Source organism: Mycobacterium sp. IDUB_1, assembly GCF_055419625.1.
Genome location: NZ_JBVAYA010000001.1, coordinates 569,982 through 587,218, shown reverse-complemented (window position 1 = coordinate 587,218; position 17,237 = coordinate 569,982). Strand labels below are relative to the sequence as shown.

Genomic DNA, 17,237 nt, shown 5'->3' with positions numbered 1-17,237 from the left:
CAATCACTTTCGGTCGTGTTTGTCGGTCTGGTTGGATGGCGATTCGGCATGTTCTGGACGTGGGGGAGCCAGTTCGTCTGCGGTTTCTGCGATTTCCCGCCAGAACGCGATGGATGCCCTTTCGATCATCTGGCCCGCCCTCAATGTCGCCAACGGGTAACCGATGCCGGGACGATCCTGATAGCGGTGCTGCAGATCGGTGAAGCGGGCCAATCGGGCCTTGCGTTCCACGATCTGGTTCTCGGCCAGCTCCCGCATGCTCGCTGGATCGGCAAGCTCACCGAAATGGAGTTTGAGCAGCGCCTCGTCGTGGAGCTCGGAGGGTTGTGCGGTCCCAGCGTCGCGTAGCCAATTCCTCAGGCAGTCAAGGCCTTCGGGGGTGATGGAGAAGAACTGTCGTCGCCGGCCGCCGTCTTCGGTCTCGGACTGCAACAGCCCGCAGTCCTCCAGCCGGCGTGGTTCGCGGTAGAGGGTGGCGTGCTGGAGAGGCCACAGGTACGCGATGGACTCGGCCACGTACTGCTTGAGTTGATACGAGGTGGTGGGGCCGCGCACTGCGATGACACCGAGTACCACGTAGGAGAGGTGGCTGAGTCGAGAGCCCTCGGACATGAAACCGACCGTATCATTGATACGGTCCACGTGGCAGCATCAATGTGTCGTTATTCTTGCGCGGTGCCTCACACCGGCGCCGGCTACAGGGACGGGACACACGCGCTCATGCAAGCACCGTCGAAGTCGCGGGGCCAGCCGTCGTAGGTGAGCTGTTAGTACCCCTTTAGGGGTATGCCTTGTGCAGCAGAGGTTGCGTCACCTCTGGCTGATGGCCAGCCACAGCATGTGGCCCAGTGTTGCGGAGAAGGTCTCGTCGCTGGCCGGGTCTCCGTGGGCCAGTTGATCGAGGATGCATGCGCGGGTGGTGACCAAGACCAGGCGGCCCAACTGCGCTGGATCGGCGAGCCGAGAGACTCGCTGCGCCTTCTGCTCCCGGACGAGGCGTTCAGCCATCTGTGCCACGTAGTCGCGCACCAGGGCCTCGACACCCTCCGCGGCCTCGGGATCGCGGTCAGCGATGTCGAAGACCGCGAGCCATTCGAGGCGGTGCTCGCGGCCCTGCGCCATCAGCGTGCGGACGACGTCGATCATGTCCTTCGAGCTTCCCCAGGCAGGCTCGCGCCACCAGCGATCGGCGGCCTCTCGCGCAGCGGTCATCGCCGGCGCGGCGAGCCGGAACGCCAGCTCGGTTTTCCCCGAGAAGTGTTGATAGAAAGTCGATCTCGAGACATTTGCGGCTTCGATAATGTCGCCGACCGCGATGTCGGGGAGTCTTTGTCCAGTGCGCAGGAGGGATCGGGTGGCGTCGAGGATCTGCTGCTCGCTGGTCGTGCGACGCTGCCGGGGCGCAGCTGCACGTCGGGTCGGCGCCATGAGTCGAAACTCTAGGTCACCTGCGCTTGCACGCTTAATCGAACATAGTGTACGAATAAGACTATGGCGACGAAGCCTCTCAGTCCCGCGCACGGTTCGGTGGTGCAGAAGAAGACCTTCTGCGGCATCTGCGAAGCGTCATGCGGTTTGGTGGCAACGGTCCACGAGGGCCGACTCGTCGAGCTGCTGCCCGATCCTGATCACCCGGCGTCGCGTGGTTTCGCCTGCGCAAAGGGCGTCCAATTCGGCAGAGTGGTCGACGACCCGGATCGGGTGACCGTACCGATGCGACGCACGCCCGGCGGCGACTTCCAAGAGGCCACCTGGGACGAGGCGCTCGACGACATCGGCGCGCGACTGCATGCCGTACTCGACAACCACGGCACGGAATCGATCGGTGTGGTGTGGGGAAACCCGATTGCGTGGAATTACGCGGCGACGGTGACCATGAATGGTTTGGCGGCTGCGCTGAAGACCAAGCACCACTACACATCTGCCTCGATCGACGTGAACAACTACTGGGTCGCCGCGGACATGATGTACGGCAACTCGACTGTCAACCCGCTGCCGGATTTCGCCGCGACGCATTTCGCGCTCATCGTCGGTGCCAACCCGGTGGTGTCGCACGGCAGCCTGGTCACCACCGGCCGCATCCGTGACGTACTGCTCGACATCCCGCGCCGCGGTGGCCGCGTCGTCGTCGTCGATCCACGCCGGACGGAGACCGCCCGACTCTTCGAGCACGTGCCGATCACGCCAGGCGCCGACGCGTGGCTGCTGCTGGCAATGATTCGTGTGATCGTCGACGAGGATCTCGATGACGAGGCAGCGCTCGCTCGCCAAACCGTGGGATTCCAAGCGCTGCGCAGGCTGGCACAACGAGTCGATGTCGCTCGCGCCGCCGCGGAGACCGGAATCGGCGTCGAGACGATCTTCGAGTTGGCGCGCGGGCTGGCAGCGGCGCCGGCCGCCAGCGTGTACGGGCGCTGCGGGGCGTCACTAGGTCCGTATTCCACGCTCACCAAGTACCTGCTCGACGCGTTGGCCATCATCACCGGGAACTTCGACCGGCGCGGCGGCATGGTGCTCGGGGACCCGATGGTGGACTTCGAAGCCCTGGGTGCCCGTTTCGGCATCGCCGGCCGGGGCCGATGGACCACGAGGGTGGACGGCATGCCCGAGGTGATGGGCACTGCGCCGCTGGCCTGCCTGCCGCGAGAGATCACCACACCCGGGCGCGGCCAGCTGCGTGCCCTGATCGCCATGTCGAGCAACATGGTCACGAGCGCACCCGACAACGCGAAAACAGCCGCGGCGCTGCAGGACCTGGACTTGATGGTCTCGCTGGATCCCTACGTCACCGAGACGTCCCGGCTCGCTCACTGGATTCTGCCGCCGACCTTGTGGCTGGAACGTGAGCAGCTGCCGGTGTTCACGCAGGCGCAGTCGACGGTGCCCAACGCCCAGTGGGTCTCGCCCGTCCTCCCGCCCCGCGGGCAGGCTCGCGACGACTGGTGGATTCTCGACCAGATCGCGCGGCGCATCGGCATCGTCGCGTCCGTCGCTCCGGCGGCACGCTTCCTGGGCCGGTGGGGTTTTCGTCCCTCGCCGTCGACACTCACCGACTGGATCCTGCGTACCGGCCGCCACGGTGACTGGTTCGGCTTGAGACGCTCCGGCCTCAACAGGGCCAAGCTCCTCGCCCACCAGGGCGCGGTGAAACTGGCCGACGCCTGCCCTGTGGGCGTGCTCGACAGGAAGCTGCACACGGCGGACCGCCGCATCCACCTCGATATCCCGGAATTGGCAGCCGAAGTGGAGCGCATGCTCGCGGCCGACGACGATGATCCACAGTTTCCCCTGCGTCTGTTCAGCATTCGTGAACTACGCTCGCACAACTCGTGGCTGCACAACGTGCCTGCACTGCTGGTCGGGGCCCGTCACTGTCACGCGATCCTGCATTCCGACGACGCCCGCGCGCTGGGGATCCACGACCACGACGACATCGTGGTGACGTCTCCATGGGGTCGAGTGCGCACGCGCGCACGGGTCTGCGACGACGTCGCGGTCGGCGCTGTCGGGATGACGCACGGCTGGGGACATGGCGGTCGGTGGCGCGCCGCCGTGGCCGCAGGCGGCAGCAGTTACAACATGTTGACCCCCAACACCGCCGATCATATCGACCGGCCCTCGGGGAACGCCTTCTTCAACGGTGTGCCGGTGTCGGTGGCCCCCGCCGAGACGGATCGGTGAACCGATGCCGTTCGTGATCACCCGGGCATGCTGCAGTGATGCGCTGTGCGCGTCGGTGTGCCCGGTCGACTGCATTCACCCCACGCCGGGTGACGCCGATTTCGGCAGCACCGAAATGCTGTACATCGATCCGAGACGGTGCATCGACTGTGGCGCGTGCGCCGACGTGTGTCCCGTCGATGCGATCCACGCCGACGACGAACTGCCGGATGCCGAGTCCGGATATGCGGCCCTCAATGCCGACTACTTCGCGGTCCGACCGCAACCGGTCACGACGCCCCCACCGGCGCGACCTGTGCCCACTGCGGAACCGCTCAGAGTCGCCATCGTGGGCGCGGGACCCAGTGGCTTCTACGCCGCCGCCGAACTGCTGGAGTCGGGTCCGCATGTGACCGTCGCGCTGATCGACCGCCTGCCCACCCCGTACGGGCTGGTGCGCGCGGGGGTGGCGCCGGATCACCCCGACACCAAGAAGATCACCGATCACTTCGCCGCTGTCCTCGCGCATCCACGGTTGACGGCGTACTTCGACATCGAGGTCGGCACCGATGTCCACCATCGTGACCTCGCCGCCCACCACCACGCCGTCATCTACGCCACCGGTGCTGCAGTCGGTCGCCGGCTGGGTGTCTCGGGTGAGCACCTGCCGGGCAGCCTGACCGCGGCAGAGTTCGTGGCCTGGTACAACGGGCATCCCGATCACGTTGATGGCGTGATCCTCCCGGACCACCCCACGGCTGTCCTGGTCGGCAACGGCAACGTCGCTCTCGATGTCGCGCGCGTCCTACTGCTCGGCGGGCAGATGAGGCACACCGACATCGCCGATCACGCACTTCACGCGCTGGCGGACAACAAGATTCGAGATGTCGTCATTCTCGGCCGGCGTGGCCCCGAACACGCTGCCTTCAGCCTGAGTCAGCTGCTGGCCCTGACCGCCCTCGATGGCATCGACGTCGTCGTCGAGTCCGACGACCTGGCCGATGCCGCGGTGCCCGTCGACAGGATGCCCGGGGCAGCGTTCGTTGCCAATGCGAAACTAGCTCTACTCAAGGAACTTTCGATGCAGAAGCCGCTTGAGGAGCGGAGAATCCATCTCCGGTTCACGACGTCGGTGCGCGCCGTCACCGGGGTCGACGGGGTCGATGGGGTCGACATCACTTCCGCCATCCAGGGCGAGAGCCATGTCCCGGCCGGTCTGGTCGTGTCTTGTATCGGATTCGACGGGCGAGCCGTGACCGACATTCCGTTCGACCCCGCCACCACGCGCATTCCGAACGACGGTGGCCGAATACACGATGCTGCGGGGCAGCTCGTGCGCGGCAGCTACGTGACGGGATGGATCAAGCGCGGCCCGAGCGGTGTCATCGGCAGCAACAAGGTCTGCGCCAGCGAGACAGTCGCCGCGCTGCTCGACGATCACCGACGCGGGTTGCTCGGCCCGCCGGCGCGACCGTCGTCGGTGTTCGCCGACGCACTGCCGCACGATCCGATCGACCGCCGTGGGTGGTTGCGGATCGACGACTACGAACGCAACCGGGGCCGCCAGTCCGGGCGACCGCGGCGCAAATCAGTCCATCGACCCGAGATGGTCGACATCGCCAACCCCCTGAGGAGACCACAGTGACCCGTCGAGGATTGCTCACCAAGGACCGCTTCGCGCCTGTCGCCCCGGTGCACGCGCCGGCGTATCACATCTCGCCCACCATCGACTTCGGCGGCGTCGACATGCTGACCTTCACTTATCTCACCGATGCCGACAGCGCCGCACAGATCGTCCCGGACGCACTGGAGCTCGATGACCACCCGGTGGTCACTCTGTCGTTCCTGGACTACGGGATCAGCGGGGCGGGGTCTTACCGGGAGGTGGTGCAGAGCATCGCCTGTCGCCACCGTGAGCAGGCTGTGGGATATGTACCGCACATCTACGTCACCAATGAACCCGCGATGATCGCCGGGCGCGAATGGTTGGGCTGGCCGAAGATGATGGCCGACATCACGTTCTCCGCCCGGACCTCCACCCTCGACGGCCTGATCACCGCGCGGCTGGAGCGCCCCGCCGGGCTCACGTTGGCCGTGGCGCAGTTCGTGCCCACCCAACGTCTGGACAGCCAGATCCTCACCGCTGCCGGCGACAACGTGACCATGAACCTGCGAGTGATCCCCTCGCCGGTGCCTGGTCAAGGACCTTCGGTGACCGAGCTGGTGCCCTCGACCATGAGGGCGCTGTCGGGCGAGGTCTGGGCCGGCCAGGGCAGCGTTCACCTGACCGGCGTCTCACAATTCACGCCGCTGCAGCGGTTCCCGGTGGTCACGATGTCGGGCGCCATGTTGATCCGCAACGCCGACATGCAGTTGATCGCACCCACCGAGACCTTCGCGCTCTGCTGAGGCAGGACCGCGCTTTGCACAGTGGCCCTTCGGCGCGAAAGATTGGCCCCGTGTCTCGGTCTCTTGACGACGGCCCGTTCTTTCACGGCACGATCGCCGCTGTGGGCGTCGGTGACTTGCTCACCGCAGGCAGGCCGTCGAATTACCGCCCCGAGGTCGTGATGAACCACATCTACTTCACGGCCCTCGTCGACGGAGCCGGACTGGCTGCGGAGATCGCCGCCGAACTTCATGGCGGCACGGCCGCGCCTCGGGTCTACCAGGTCGAACCCACGCGCGACTTCGAGAACGACCCGAACGTGACCGACAAGAAGTTCCCTGGCAACCCGACCCGCTCGTATCGCAGCACCGCCCCTTTGCGGGTGGTGGCTGAGGTCACCGAGTGGCGGCGGTTGACGCCGCAGCAGCTGCAGATGTGGAGGGAGCGGCTGTCCGCCCTGCTCTCCGATGACGCCGCGGAGATCATCAATTGAGTACCTTCGGTCCAAACGTCAGCGATACAGGGGCGGAGATGACGGCGTGGGCTTCTACGACACGACATGCCTGATCACTGGAACCAGCTTGTCCTACATCGAGGCCACCGCAGTGCTGTTGCGGCGCACTGCGTCTGGCGGCTACCACCCCGTCTCTCTGGGGATTCAGGGTGCCTATGACGGATACGGATGCCTCGAGTTCGTCGAGACAGATCACGGCATCGCAGCCCTTACCACGTTTTTCTCGCACGCCCTCGAGGCAGGCCGTTTCCGCGGCCAGGACGCGACCCGCATCGGAGAGCCGCGGTGGACCGAGGCCGACATCGAGACCCTGCTGTACCTGGTCGAGCGAACGACGACGGGCTCCGAGCTCTACGGCGGTCTCTGGCAGCCGAGCACTCTGCTCGACGGCGACCCGGTGGTGATGGCGATGATCGCCCAACCGGTGTGGGACGCCATCGCTGCCGAGCACCCCGGCACCAGCGATCTAGTTGTCGAGGCATTCGGCCCCGGACACGACCTGGCCATGGACATCTACGGAGCCGATCTACACGGCCGTCTTCGTGAGCCGCTTCGCGAGCTCGCTGCGATGTCGACCTTCATCGCAGCTCACCCACCTCTCCGGTGGGCGCCGCCCGGTGAACGCGAGCAGCGCTTCTTTCGTGACGTCGGCCATCAGTTCAGCGACGAGGACCGCCGGGACTTCCTGGCCGTCGCGCGGAATGAGTATCGCGAGAACCACCGGCTTCAACGCGCTCTGAATGCAGTCGCCGCCGCGACGCTCGACTAGACATCGCCGGACGCAGTTCGTAGCCTTGCCCGGGGCATCGATCGCGTGGGGGGCCACACCATCGACGAAGGATCGTGACAATCCGCATGACCGAGATGCGCCGCTCGCTTCGGGTGAGGTGCACCGGCATCGCAGGTGCCCTGCTGACGATGGCCGCAGCGATGACCGCCGCGCATGCCGACCCCGCCGGTGACGCGCTGGCCACGCTCAACGAGCTCTCCCAGCAAGCGGTGGAAAGCCGCGAGGCCGTCACCGCTGCTCAGCGTGACGCCGACGCCAAGCAGGCTGAGCTGACCGCGGCCGACGATCGCCACCGCGCTGACCAGGCTGCGCTCGACGCCGCGAACAGCCAGCTCGCGCCGCTGCAGAACGCGGTCGACCGCCTCGCTGCGATGACCTACATGAGCGGCGGTGACAGCGAGATGGCAACGGTGCTCACCGCGTCGTCGCCCCAGCGACTCATCGACCGACTGTCCGTACAGCACGTGGTGGACGCGACGACGGCTGCCAACCTGCAGTCGTATCGGCAGACACGCGAGCGCGCCGAGACCGCCGCCCGGGATTCCGAGCGCTCAGCCGCCGACGCCCGCTCCGCAGCGGAGAGGGCCGCTGCGATCCGGACCGAATTGCGGGCTAAGTGGCAGGACCTGCTGCGCAGGATCGCCGCCGCGGAGGCTCAGTACGCGGCGTTGACGCCGCAGCAGCAAGCGGTGATCGATGCCGCAGTTCCGCCGCCGCTACCGGCTGCGCCTCCAGTGCCCCAGGACCCCGCCGTCGTCGCGATGCCCGCTCTGCCGCCCGGCGACCTGGCGCCTCCGCAGGTTCCCGACGCCCTGCCCGCGGGAGTTGCCAACGAGGCTGGCCTGCAACCCAATACGATCCTCGTCGCACGCGCCGTCAGCGCCCAGTTCCCGCAGATCTCCACGATCGACGGCGTACGGCCCGACTCGAAACCGTGGCATCCGCGGGGTCTCGCCATCGACATCATGATCCCCAACCCGGACAGCCCCGAGGGCATCGCGCTCGGTGACCAGATCCGCGCGTTCGCGCTGGCCAACGCGGGCCGGTTCGGCTTGCAGGACGTGATCTGGCGCGGCACCTACTCCACACCGGCCGGGCCGCAGGCATCCGGATACGGGCATTACGACCACGTGCACATCACCACCACGCCTCGCGGCTGAGTGCTCGCCGTCAGGAGTTCGCATCGACCCCGGTGATCGTGATGGCGAAGGGGCCCTGCTGCTTGTCGAGGATGTAGACGGCCACCTCGTCGATGGTCGACGGATCGAGGAGCCGCGGAGCCTCGGGTGCGGGATCCAGACGCATGCCGACGGGCTCGAAACCGGCGATGGGCAGGGCATAGCTGCGTGCCACACCGGCATCGGTCCGGAAGCGCTGGATGTAGGACCACGACTGGCCGGCGACGCCGAGCTTCAGCACGTACGTCTTGCCGTCGCCGGTCGCCTGCACGCTCAACGCCGTGGCGCCCACGGCTCTCTGACCGATACCGGCGTCTTGTGGGCTGCGAGCAGAGGCGAAACCGCCGTTGTTCTCCAGCGACAGGGTGCCGGAGAACTCGAGGCCGCGCCCGCCGGACGCCACACGCGAGGTGGACTTGCCGCCCATGACCGGGTCGTTGACCGTGGTCCAGCCGGCCACCGCGCCGGGACTGCCGAGGTCGACCAGGCTCACGACCCGTCCGCCCGGTGCGGTCGTCGTCTCGTCGGCGCTGGCCAGCCGTCCGCAGGCGACCACCAGCAGCGCCGAGACCGCGAGGGCGATGCCGACCAGCCACTGCCGGTTCCGGGCCACGTCAGCATCCTCCGGCGCCGGTGCTCGTCTCACGGCTCCGCATGGGCATACCGTCGATCACCGAGTACACGACCTTGAGATCCGGAACCTCGTCGGTGCGCCACTTCTCGCCGCCGTCCTTGCCGATCAACACCACGGTGAACGCGTCCGGGGCGACGCGGTAGCGCTGCCTCATGCGGTCCGATTCACCCGGGTCCATCGCCGCACCGTCGAGCGTGCTGCTGCCACCGGTGACCGCCACTGCGAGCACCATGTCCCGGTCGGCGAATGCACACTGGCTGTCGTCGATCCTGCGAAGGGTCTCGGTCAGTCTGGGGTCGTTCCCTGCGGGCGAGAACACCACGAGGGGGCGACGCTCCCAGAGGTAGTCGCCGAGTCCGCTGGCCGAGGCGGTGGCCGAGCCGAGCGCGGCGCACACCACCACCACGGTGGCGACGAACGCTGACCGCACCACACTGCGCTGTCGAGCCATAGTGCTTCCCGATCGTACCGATGCGTCGGCGCGCCGAGCCGGTTGCGAGTACTGCCGATACTGCGGCGCTTGGTACTGGGGTCGGGCGTACGCGGCAGGGGGAGCGGAGTACGCCGGCTCGGGAACCGCCGCGGCGTGGTAGTCGACGAGTCCGTGGATGGCCTGCAGGAGCTGTGGATTGTGTGAGCGGTGCGCCGGCGCACGGGGTCGGCATCACCCCAAACCTATTGTGCACAATTGAGATGTGTGCGATAAAGTTTGAATGTGCCCGGTCCCCGTCTCGACGAGCAGCTGTGTTTCGCGCTGTACTCGGCGTCGCGTGCGGTGACAGCTGCCTACCGGCCGCTTCTGGAGGAACTCGAGCTGACCTACCCGCAGTACCTGGTGCTCATGGTTCTGTGGGAAGAAGAGCCGTGCACGGTCGGCCATCTGGGCGACCGCCTGCATCTCGACTCCGGCACTCTGTCGCCGCTGCTGAAGCGTCTGGAGTCGGCGGGCTTGGTGCGCCGTCAACGTAGTGCGACGGACGAACGGCGCGTGGAGATCTCGTTGACCGATCGCGGGCGGGCCCTCGAAGAGCGTGCGGCATCCATTCCGGATCGGCTGCTGGGCTCCGACGTCTCGGCGGCAGCGGACCTCGTGGCGTTGCGCGATGTTCTGCATCTGATCACCGCCGACGTCTATGCGCGCACGCCTGACTGAAAGCAGCGCCCTGACAACGACGAAAGGGTCGCCCGTGTCCGATCTGCCTGCACCGCCGCCCACCACCCGTGCGCGGACCATCGCCCGCCTCGTGCTCGCCGGGGCGATGATCTTCGCGGGGCTCAGCCATTTGTTCTGGGCCCGTGAGGAATTCCAGGCACAGGTGCCGAAGTGGGTACCGATGGACGCCGACGGCGTCGTGATGGCCTCCGGAGGTGTCGAGATCACACTGGGCGTGGGTCTCGCGCTGCTGAGGCGGGATCGCGTTCTGGTCGGCCGGCTGCTGGCAGCGTTCTTCCTGCTCGTCTTCCCGGGCAACATCGCCCAGTTCGTCAACCAGGCAGATGGGTTCGGCCTCAACACAGACACCAGCCGATTCGTCCGACTGCTCTTCCAGCCCGTGCTGATCGCCTGGGCGCTGTGGGCTACGAGGATCCCGCGGCGTCGCTGAGCATCTGCTCCACGGCGGCCACGGCCTCTCCTGCCCCGAACGCTTTCAGCCGACTCAGCGGCATCGACGAGATCATCTTCAACATGTCGGTTCCGAGGCCGTCCCCGGGGGTCATGGATCCGAACTGTTCTGCCAGCCGAGGGCCGACGGCAGGATCGGAGAGCAGCTCACCCAGCGTGGAGTCCGTCGTGAGTGGCAGACGCGTCGCATCCCCATCGACCTCAATATCGCTGCTGCACAGTATGTTCCGGCTGGACCGGCCGACGTGCACGGTACATCTGCCGCCCTCCACCACCCACGTCGCGATCCGGTCGTCCCAATGGGCGATGTCGGCGCGCGGGATGTGCATCGTGACCGTGACGCCGGCTCCACGACCCACCTCGACGACGTCGAACGCCTTCAGCTCGCGGGGTGGCCGGCGCAGGGTCGACTCCGGAAACGACAGATACACCTGGACCACGTCCCGGCCGTCGCGGTCCCCGACGTTGGTCACCGTGACCGAGACGGTGATTCCATGGTCGTCCGCAGTCGCGGCAAGATCGCCGTAGCGGAAATCGGTGTAGGACAGTCCGTGCCCGAACGGGAAGGTCACCTCGATGTCGCGGGCGTCGTACCCGCGATAGCCGACGAAGATGCCCTCGCCGTAACGCACCTGTGAGTGCTCACCGGGGAAGGTGAGGAACGAGGGCGCATCCTGCAGGCGAGCGGGAACGGTCTCGGCGAGCCTGCCCGAGGGATCGGCGACCCCGAAGAGAACGTCCGCGATCGCCGCGCCACCGCCCTGTCCGAGGAGGGCACCGTCCAGAATGGCTGCGGCGCAACGGTTGACCTCCGACAGACGAACGACACCGCCGTGCGAGAGCACCGCGATCGTGCGGGGCTGCACCGCGCAGACGGACTCCAGCAGGCGGATTTGATCGTCGGGGAGGTCGATGTGGGTGCGGTCGTAGCCCTCCGACTCCTCCTGGTCGGTGAGCCCGAGGAACACGACGGCCACGTCGGCGGAACGCGCGGCAGAGAGCGCGGCGTCGCCATCCTCGGCGTAGGTGACCTCTCCGCCGGCACGGGTCCGGATCTCGTCGAGGGGGATGTCGAGTTCAGCCGCGTTGATGTGTGAGCTGCCACCTCCCTGATAGCGCGGCTCGACGGCGAAATGACCGATGATGGCGATGGTTTCGTCAACTCCGAGCGGAAGGACAGCGTCGTCGTTCTTGAGCAGCACGATGCTGCGCGTCGCCGCCTCACGCGCGAGGAGGTGATGGGCCCGTCGATCGACGGGCGCCGCCGGTTCCGCGGCTACTGCGCGCCGCAACAGACGCACGACGCGAGTGGCGGATTCGTCGACCAGGTCTTCGTCGAGACGGCCCTCCTGTACGGCAGCGACGACATCGTCGTCCAACGCCGAGTCACCGCCGGGCATGGCGAGGTCGAGGCCGGCCGTCAGCGCCGCGACCCGGTCGGCGACCGCACCCCAATCGCTGACCACGAGACCGTCGAATCCCCATTCTCCGCGCAGGACGTCGGTCAGCAGCCAACGGTTCTCCGAGGCGTAGACACCGTTGACCTTGTTGTAGGCGCACATGACGGTCCAGGGCCGCGCTTCGGTGACGACTTTCTCGAAGCTCTTCAGGTAGATCTCGCGCAGCGCCCGCGCGTCCACCTGCGAATCAGAGCGCATCCTGTCGGTCTCGGTGTTGTTCGCCGCGAAGTGTTTGACCGAGGCGCCGACACCGCGTTCCTGTAGACCCATGACCCACGTCGCGCCGAGGCTGCCGCTGAGCAGCGGGTCTTCCGAGAAGTACTCGAAGTTGCGCCCGCAGCGCGGATCACGCTTGATGTTCACCCCGGGACCGAGGACGACGCTCACCCCGAGCGAGCGCGCCTCGTCGGCGATCGCGGCGGCTACCCGGTGGACGAGTTCGCGATCCCAGCTCTGTGCCAGACCCGCCGCGGGAGGAAAGCACGTCGCGGGCGAGCTGGCGCCCAGACCCAGGTGGTCTGCCGCAGCGTGCTGAACACGAACGCCGTGCGGGCCGTCGGTGAGGGTGATCGCAGGGAGTCCGTCGACGGACTCGGTCTGCCAGAACGATGCGCCGCTGCAGAGCGCGGCCTTCACAGAGAGGGGCAGATCCGCGGCGCGCGTGTCCATGGTGACGACGGTACGCATGGACCCCGTTCGCGCCGAGGGGTCACTCTCCAGCTGAAGGCGGGGCTTTCGTGCTCGCGAGCGGCGCGAGACTGTGACGAACGAATACCTGTGCATTCGCTACTGCGGACTCCAGCGAGTTGCGACGGGGATCCCACCACTCCACAGCCCAGTTGAGGGCACCGAGGATGAGTGCCTGCGCCATCGGCGCATCGAGGTCATCGCGAATCTGTGCCTCGGCTGATGCATCTCTAATCAATCCGCGCCAGATCCGTTCATACGTAGCTTCTTCCTTCTTCTGTCGCGTCCGCAATCGCATAGGCACCTGGCCTGAATTGCGGATCGACGCTCGCGCGTAGTCAGACATCTCGAGTTGGTGTCGTAGGTGAAACTCGACGGCGGCCATGATCCGATCCATGGCGGAAGTGTCCTGCGGAAGGGCCTTGAGGACCTGCTGCAGGCATCGACGCTGATCACTAATACCGCGGAACATGACCTCTTCGATCAGGTCTTCTCGGGATGGAAAGTAGTAGTAGATCGCGGGGGCTTGTAGTTCCGCGTGCTCAGCAACGTCGGTCAGCCGGGTGCCTGCGTATCCCTTGATAGTCAGCACGTGTGCCGCAGCGTCGAGGATGCGAACGCGGGTGCGTTGTGACTTCGAGTCACCTCCGGTGGCGGTGGGCGTCTTCCTCGGCATCGACCGATAATAGGAGCGTGATTGCCGGGGAGCGCAACACTCGGCTCGCAGGCGGCGCCCTTTCATCAGTCTCCAATGTTGTCAGCTGAGTGCACAGGTCCTGAACGCGGGCGATCGTCGGGTGTTTCGGATTTCATGACACGTCGCTCGCGTAACATCGTTTGATGGCCAGGCACAGAACGCCTTTGGCGTCGACCGCAAATCGGCAAGGTGAGGAATCGACGTCGAAGTCCGCATCGACAAGATCCCGCATTCTCGACGCAGCCGCGCGTGTGCTTTCGAAGAGCGGATACGCTGGCCTGCGTCTCACCGACGTCGCCGCCGTTGCCGAGCTGCAGGCGCCGGCGATCTATTACTACTTCCCGTCTCGTGAGGATCTCATCGAAGAAGTGATGTGGTCCGGTGCCGCCGACCTACGGGCGCACGTGATGTCCGCCCTCGACGACGTCCCCGTCGACACCAGTGGTCTCGATCGTCTGCTCATCGCCGCCGAAGCCCACCTACGTCACGAGCTCGAGGTCTCTGACTACACGACGGCCGCAATCCGCAACGCTGGACAGATTCCGCAGTCCATCAGAACACGGCAGATCCTCGAGGAGGAACGCTACGGGGAGATCTGGCGCCGGATCGTCAACGATGTCGCCAAGGAAGGGCGGCTTCGGCCGGAACTCGACGTCGATATCGCCCAGATGCTGATTCTCGGCGCGCTCTACTCTGCGGTGGAGTGGTGGAGCCCCCGGCGCGGTTCCGTGGCCGAGGTAGTTGCCAACGCGCAATCGATCATCCGCCATGGACTGGTCTCAGGCCCGTCCTGACCGCGCCGACGACCGCAAACCCGCGAGCATCTGGGACGTGTACGTCTGCTCGAACGAAAACGCCTGCCGCGGAGATCATTCCGCGATCTTCATGGCCTCGATGAGATCGTGCGGCACGACCGAGAAGGTCCGTCCGGTGGGCCGCAGCCCCGCGCCGACGAGCAGCTCCTCGAACTCCTCTCTGGAGCGCAGCCTTCCGCCGTCGCGCTGGGTGAGGGTGTGCAGATCGAGTAGAGGCGAGAACTGATTCGGACGGTTGGGCGGTTGGAGATATTCCACCACAACGAGTTTGGCGCCGACAGGCATACTCGCTGCCACCGTTGCGAAGATCTTCGAGCAGCGCTCGTCGTCCCAGTCGTGGAGTACGTCTTTGAGCAGGTACACATCGGCGGTCGCGTCGATGGACCGGAAGATGTCTCCCTCCACACGATCGATGCGATTCAAGACTCCTCGTTCGGCGAGGAAGCGGTCTGCTTCGGCGATCATGCCCGCGCTGTCGACCAGGATGCCCCGCAGGTCCTCGCGCTCGGTCACGATGACCGACAGCAGTGTTCCGATCCCGCCGGCGACGTCGCACACCACAGCACCGTCGGGCCACGGGTAGACGCGGGCGATCCCGCGGGCGATCATGCTGGTCGCTTGCCGCATGGTCGCGGCGAAGACTTGCTGCTCGTCCGGATGGGCGTCGTACCAGTCCCACACCGAGATGCCGTGCACGATCTCGAACGCGCTGCGGCCACTGCGCACGCTCTCGGCGAGACCGCCCCACGCGTCCACGGTCGACCGCATCCCCTTGTAGCGCATCCAGGCGCGCAGCGACGCAGGATGGTCGCTGCTCAGCACCGCGCCCATGCGGGTCAACGTCGCTGCTCCCGTTCGGCGATCCAGGGTGCACAGACCGCACGCGACCGCACCGCGCAAGAGGCGGTGCACGGTGTCCGCATCGCCGTCCACGCGTGCGGCGATCTGCTGCGCGGTCATGGGCCCGTCGGCGAGCACGTCGGCGATTCCGAGTTCCGCGATGGTTGCCGCGATCTGGACACCTGCGACACCTTCTCCGACGTCGAGCATCGCGAACTGAGGCGGCACCAATTTGTCGGCGAATCTCTTGAGACCGCGCCGAAGCGCAAGCGTGGCCAGCACCACGGGCAGAGGCGTCGACGGCATCCGTGCAGGCTACCTGCGGGGCACTCGGATCAGCCGGGAGCTTGCGTGCACATGGTGCCCCGCGCCGCGTTCACCAACCCTGCGGCCTGCGCGGGGCTCGCGCCGTACCCGGCTGCCGTCGCGTCGATGACGGCCTGCGCGGGCTGACCTGTGTAGAGCTGCCGGCAGGCCTGCTTGCCGGCCAAGAGGAGCTGATCGTCGTTTCCTGGGAAGTTGCCCCGCACGCCGTTGAGGAAGCTGACCTCGTCGGGGCTCAGGGCGATGGGCCACGCCGCGGCAGGTGTCGCAGCGCCAGCCAGCAGCACCGCGGTGGTCATCCCGATGGCAATCAGTCGCCGTCTGCTCCGTCGCATGTCAGCTCCTCTTCTCGGCATCGCTGTCTTCGAAGCCTAAGCCGCTGACACGGGGTGTCGATGCACGAGTTTTCGGTCGGCAATCGCATCGGGATAGCAGCCATGGTCGCGATCTCGGCCCAGGAGCAGCCCGGAATTCTATTCCGCGGTGGGTTCGGGCGGCGGGTTCAGCGGGGGCCGAGCAGTTCGCCGCGAACGCTGCCGTGAACGGTCCGCGTCGCCACCAGACACCAGGTTCCGAGCAGACAGACGTAGCTGATCGCCGCGGCGATGCGCAGCGCCGGCAGTCCCGTGTGCAGGGCCAGCTGCGTCGTGCCGGTGACGAAGGTCCCGACCGGAAACGTCAGACTCCACCAGGTCAACGCAAACGGCATGCCGCGGCGCAGGGTTCGAACGGTGAGTGATGCCGCCAACACGATCCACAGGACCGCGAAGCCCCACACGGGAACACCGAAGAGCACGGCGAAAATCTTCAGTCCATCGGCGATCTGAGGGTCGACGGCAGTGGCGGCGCTGCTCCCCAGAAGTCCTGCCGCGGTGATGGACTGCCCCAGTGGGCCGAGCACGATCCACAGCGTGGCGACCCGTGCGGTGCCGGACGTGCCGTAATGGACCAGCCTGCTCCAGATCATCGTGGTGATGATCAGCGCGGCGATCATCGACAGGCCGAACATCGCAAAGCAGGCGTAGAGCATCGTGGCGCGACCCGTCTCGCCGGCGATGTGCGGGATGAGCAGAGCCCCCGTCGCGGCCGACACCATCGGCGGCACCACCGGCATCAGCCAGCCGCCGAAGGCGGCATCCGGGCCGACGTCGTGCTGGGTGACCATCAGGAACGGAATGGTGGCCGCGGTGACGAGCCCGCCCGCTGTGCCGAGAATCCACAGGCTCCAAGCCAGGCGGAGGGCGGTGTCCGCGCCGATGAGGTCGCCACCGACCAGCAAGGCTCCTGCACCGACGGTGAGCAGCGCCATCGGGGCGGCACCGTAGAAATGTGCCATCGACGCGTTGCGTGCATGGCCGCGAGCGACGGAGGGATGGCGCACCCAGAACGACCCGACCAGCACGACCAGCACCGCGAGCAGCGCTGCGGCCAGAACCCAGACCACCTGGGCGAAGCCGCGCAGCCCCGGCACCTGAACCGGCAGGCTGGCGGCGGCGGTGGCGACGATCCCGGTTCCCATCACCGAGGCGAACCAGTTCGGTCCGACATGGTGGAGCCGCCGAGGCGTCGGCTCCATCAGGTCGATGGTCTCGGTGAGGGTGAGCGTGGATTGCTGCATGTTTGTC

General features: G+C 66.6%; 18 protein-coding genes. 9 read left to right on the top strand and 9 right to left on the bottom strand.

The window, feature by feature from the left end; genetic code table 11:
- Positions 1-3 precede the first annotated feature (3 nt).
- Positions 4-612: a PadR family transcriptional regulator gene (locus tag ACZYYX_RS02975; protein WP_463812899.1), complete on the bottom strand. Its 609-nt coding sequence runs from the start codon at positions 610-612 to the stop codon at positions 4-6.
- Positions 613-810: 198 nt separating this feature from the next.
- A complete protein-coding gene (locus ACZYYX_RS02970) occupies positions 811-1,428 on the bottom strand; it encodes a TetR/AcrR family transcriptional regulator (RefSeq protein WP_463812898.1) in 618 nt (205 codons plus the stop codon).
- Between the two features lie 63 nt (positions 1,429-1,491).
- On the opposite strand from ACZYYX_RS02970, the gene ACZYYX_RS02965 reads away from it, so the two are divergent.
- The 6 genes from ACZYYX_RS02965 (at position 1,492) to ACZYYX_RS02940 (ending at position 8,513) form a co-directional block, all read left to right on the top strand.
- Positions 1,492-3,681, top strand: a complete 2,190-nt coding sequence (locus ACZYYX_RS02965; protein ID WP_463812897.1) for a molybdopterin-containing oxidoreductase family protein — start codon at positions 1,492-1,494, stop codon at positions 3,679-3,681.
- Positions 3,682-3,685: 4 nt separating this feature from the next.
- Positions 3,686-5,305, top strand: a complete 1,620-nt coding sequence (locus ACZYYX_RS02960) for an FAD-dependent oxidoreductase (protein WP_463812896.1) — start codon at positions 3,686-3,688, stop codon at positions 5,303-5,305.
- Complete coding sequence (locus tag ACZYYX_RS02955) at positions 5,302-6,069, top strand: acetoacetate decarboxylase family protein (protein WP_463812895.1); 768 nt, start codon at positions 5,302-5,304, stop codon at positions 6,067-6,069. The genes ACZYYX_RS02960 and ACZYYX_RS02955 overlap by 4 nt, the downstream gene beginning before the upstream one ends.
- Before the next feature lie 50 nt (positions 6,070-6,119).
- Complete coding sequence (gene arr / locus ACZYYX_RS02950; protein WP_463812894.1) at positions 6,120-6,542, top strand: NAD(+)--rifampin ADP-ribosyltransferase; 423 nt, start codon at positions 6,120-6,122, stop codon at positions 6,540-6,542.
- 46 nt (positions 6,543-6,588) lie between these two features.
- Positions 6,589-7,332, top strand: a complete 744-nt coding sequence (locus ACZYYX_RS02945; RefSeq protein ID WP_463812893.1) for a hypothetical protein — start codon at positions 6,589-6,591, stop codon at positions 7,330-7,332.
- A gap of 86 nt (positions 7,333-7,418) precedes the next feature.
- Positions 7,419-8,513 carry a coiled-coil domain-containing protein gene (locus ACZYYX_RS02940; protein WP_463814787.1) on the top strand — a complete coding sequence of 365 codons (1,095 nt, stop codon included), beginning with the start codon at positions 7,419-7,421 and terminating at the stop codon, positions 8,511-8,513.
- Between the two features lie 10 nt (positions 8,514-8,523).
- Here ACZYYX_RS02940 and ACZYYX_RS02935 read toward each other — a convergent pair whose 3' ends face one another.
- A complete protein-coding gene (locus ACZYYX_RS02935) occupies positions 8,524-9,144 on the bottom strand; it encodes a CIA30 family protein (RefSeq protein WP_463812892.1) in 621 nt (206 codons plus the stop codon).
- Position 9,145: 1 nt separating this feature from the next.
- Positions 9,146-9,616, bottom strand: a complete 471-nt coding sequence (locus ACZYYX_RS02930; protein ID WP_463812891.1) for a DUF4174 domain-containing protein — start codon at positions 9,614-9,616, stop codon at positions 9,146-9,148.
- A gap of 264 nt (positions 9,617-9,880) precedes the next feature.
- On the opposite strand from ACZYYX_RS02930, the gene ACZYYX_RS02925 reads away from it, so the two are divergent.
- Together ACZYYX_RS02925 and ACZYYX_RS02920 are read left to right on the top strand one after the other, a co-directional pair.
- Positions 9,881-10,318, top strand: a complete 438-nt coding sequence (locus tag ACZYYX_RS02925) for a MarR family winged helix-turn-helix transcriptional regulator (protein WP_463812890.1) — start codon at positions 9,881-9,883, stop codon at positions 10,316-10,318.
- A gap of 106 nt (positions 10,319-10,424) precedes the next feature.
- Positions 10,425-10,769, top strand: coding sequence for a DoxX family protein (locus tag ACZYYX_RS02920; RefSeq protein WP_463814786.1), 345 nt, complete (start codon positions 10,425-10,427; stop codon positions 10,767-10,769).
- On the opposite strand, the gene ACZYYX_RS02915 is transcribed toward ACZYYX_RS02920, so the two are convergent.
- Positions 10,744-12,918, bottom strand: coding sequence for a glycoside hydrolase family 3 C-terminal domain-containing protein (locus ACZYYX_RS02915; protein WP_463812889.1), 2,175 nt, complete (start codon positions 12,916-12,918; stop codon positions 10,744-10,746). The genes ACZYYX_RS02920 and ACZYYX_RS02915 overlap by 26 nt on opposite strands.
- Before the next feature lie 40 nt (positions 12,919-12,958).
- The gene (locus ACZYYX_RS02910) at positions 12,959-13,612 is read right to left on the bottom strand and encodes a TetR/AcrR family transcriptional regulator (RefSeq protein ID WP_463812888.1); all 654 of its coding nucleotides are present in this window, start codon (positions 13,610-13,612) and stop codon (positions 12,959-12,961) included.
- A 164-nt stretch (positions 13,613-13,776) separates the two neighbouring features.
- Between ACZYYX_RS02910 and ACZYYX_RS02905 the strand changes: the two genes are divergently transcribed.
- Positions 13,777-14,427: a TetR/AcrR family transcriptional regulator gene (locus tag ACZYYX_RS02905; RefSeq protein ID WP_463812887.1), complete on the top strand. Its 651-nt coding sequence runs from the start codon at positions 13,777-13,779 to the stop codon at positions 14,425-14,427.
- Positions 14,428-14,502: 75 nt separating this feature from the next.
- On the opposite strand, the gene ACZYYX_RS02900 is transcribed toward ACZYYX_RS02905, so the two are convergent.
- From ACZYYX_RS02900 to ACZYYX_RS02890, 3 genes are all read right to left on the bottom strand, one after another.
- Positions 14,503-15,594 carry a methyltransferase gene (locus ACZYYX_RS02900; RefSeq protein ID WP_463812886.1) on the bottom strand — a complete coding sequence of 364 codons (1,092 nt, stop codon included), beginning with the start codon at positions 15,592-15,594 and terminating at the stop codon, positions 14,503-14,505.
- 29 nt (positions 15,595-15,623) lie between these two features.
- The gene (locus ACZYYX_RS02895) at positions 15,624-15,947 is read right to left on the bottom strand and encodes a DUF732 domain-containing protein (RefSeq protein ID WP_463812885.1); all 324 of its coding nucleotides are present in this window, start codon (positions 15,945-15,947) and stop codon (positions 15,624-15,626) included.
- 167 nt (positions 15,948-16,114) lie between these two features.
- Complete coding sequence (locus tag ACZYYX_RS02890; RefSeq protein WP_463814785.1) at positions 16,115-17,188, bottom strand: TDT family transporter; 1,074 nt, start codon at positions 17,186-17,188, stop codon at positions 16,115-16,117.
- Positions 17,189-17,237: the final 49 nt, after the last annotated feature.

Coding starts and splice junctions, on each gene's coding strand:
- ACZYYX_RS02940 (WP_463814787.1), top strand. CDS start 7,419: ATGACCGAGATGCGCCGCTCGCTTCGGGTGAGGTGCACCGGCATCGCA.
- ACZYYX_RS02960 (WP_463812896.1), top strand. CDS start 3,686: ATGCCGTTCGTGATCACCCGGGCATGCTGCAGTGATGCGCTGTGCGCG.
- ACZYYX_RS02890 (WP_463814785.1), bottom strand. CDS start 17,188: ATGGAGCCGACGCCTCGGCGGCTCCACCATGTCGGACCGAACTGGTTC.
- ACZYYX_RS02915 (WP_463812889.1), bottom strand. CDS start 12,918: ATGGACACGCGCGCCGCGGATCTGCCCCTCTCTGTGAAGGCCGCGCTC.
- ACZYYX_RS02920 (WP_463814786.1), top strand. CDS start 10,425: ATGATCTTCGCGGGGCTCAGCCATTTGTTCTGGGCCCGTGAGGAATTC.
- ACZYYX_RS02970 (WP_463812898.1), bottom strand. CDS start 1,428: ATGGCGCCGACCCGACGTGCAGCTGCGCCCCGGCAGCGTCGCACGACC.
- ACZYYX_RS02930 (WP_463812891.1), bottom strand. CDS start 9,616: ATGGCTCGACAGCGCAGTGTGGTGCGGTCAGCGTTCGTCGCCACCGTG.
- ACZYYX_RS02910 (WP_463812888.1), bottom strand. CDS start 13,612: ATGCCGAGGAAGACGCCCACCGCCACCGGAGGTGACTCGAAGTCACAA.
- ACZYYX_RS02895 (WP_463812885.1), bottom strand. CDS start 15,947: ATGCGACGGAGCAGACGGCGACTGATTGCCATCGGGATGACCACCGCG.
- ACZYYX_RS02965 (WP_463812897.1), top strand. CDS start 1,492: ATGGCGACGAAGCCTCTCAGTCCCGCGCACGGTTCGGTGGTGCAGAAG.
- ACZYYX_RS02900 (WP_463812886.1), bottom strand. CDS start 15,594: ATGCCGTCGACGCCTCTGCCCGTGGTGCTGGCCACGCTTGCGCTTCGG.
- ACZYYX_RS02905 (WP_463812887.1), top strand. CDS start 13,777: ATGGCCAGGCACAGAACGCCTTTGGCGTCGACCGCAAATCGGCAAGGT.
- ACZYYX_RS02975 (WP_463812899.1), bottom strand. CDS start 612: ATGTCCGAGGGCTCTCGACTCAGCCACCTCTCCTACGTGGTACTCGGT.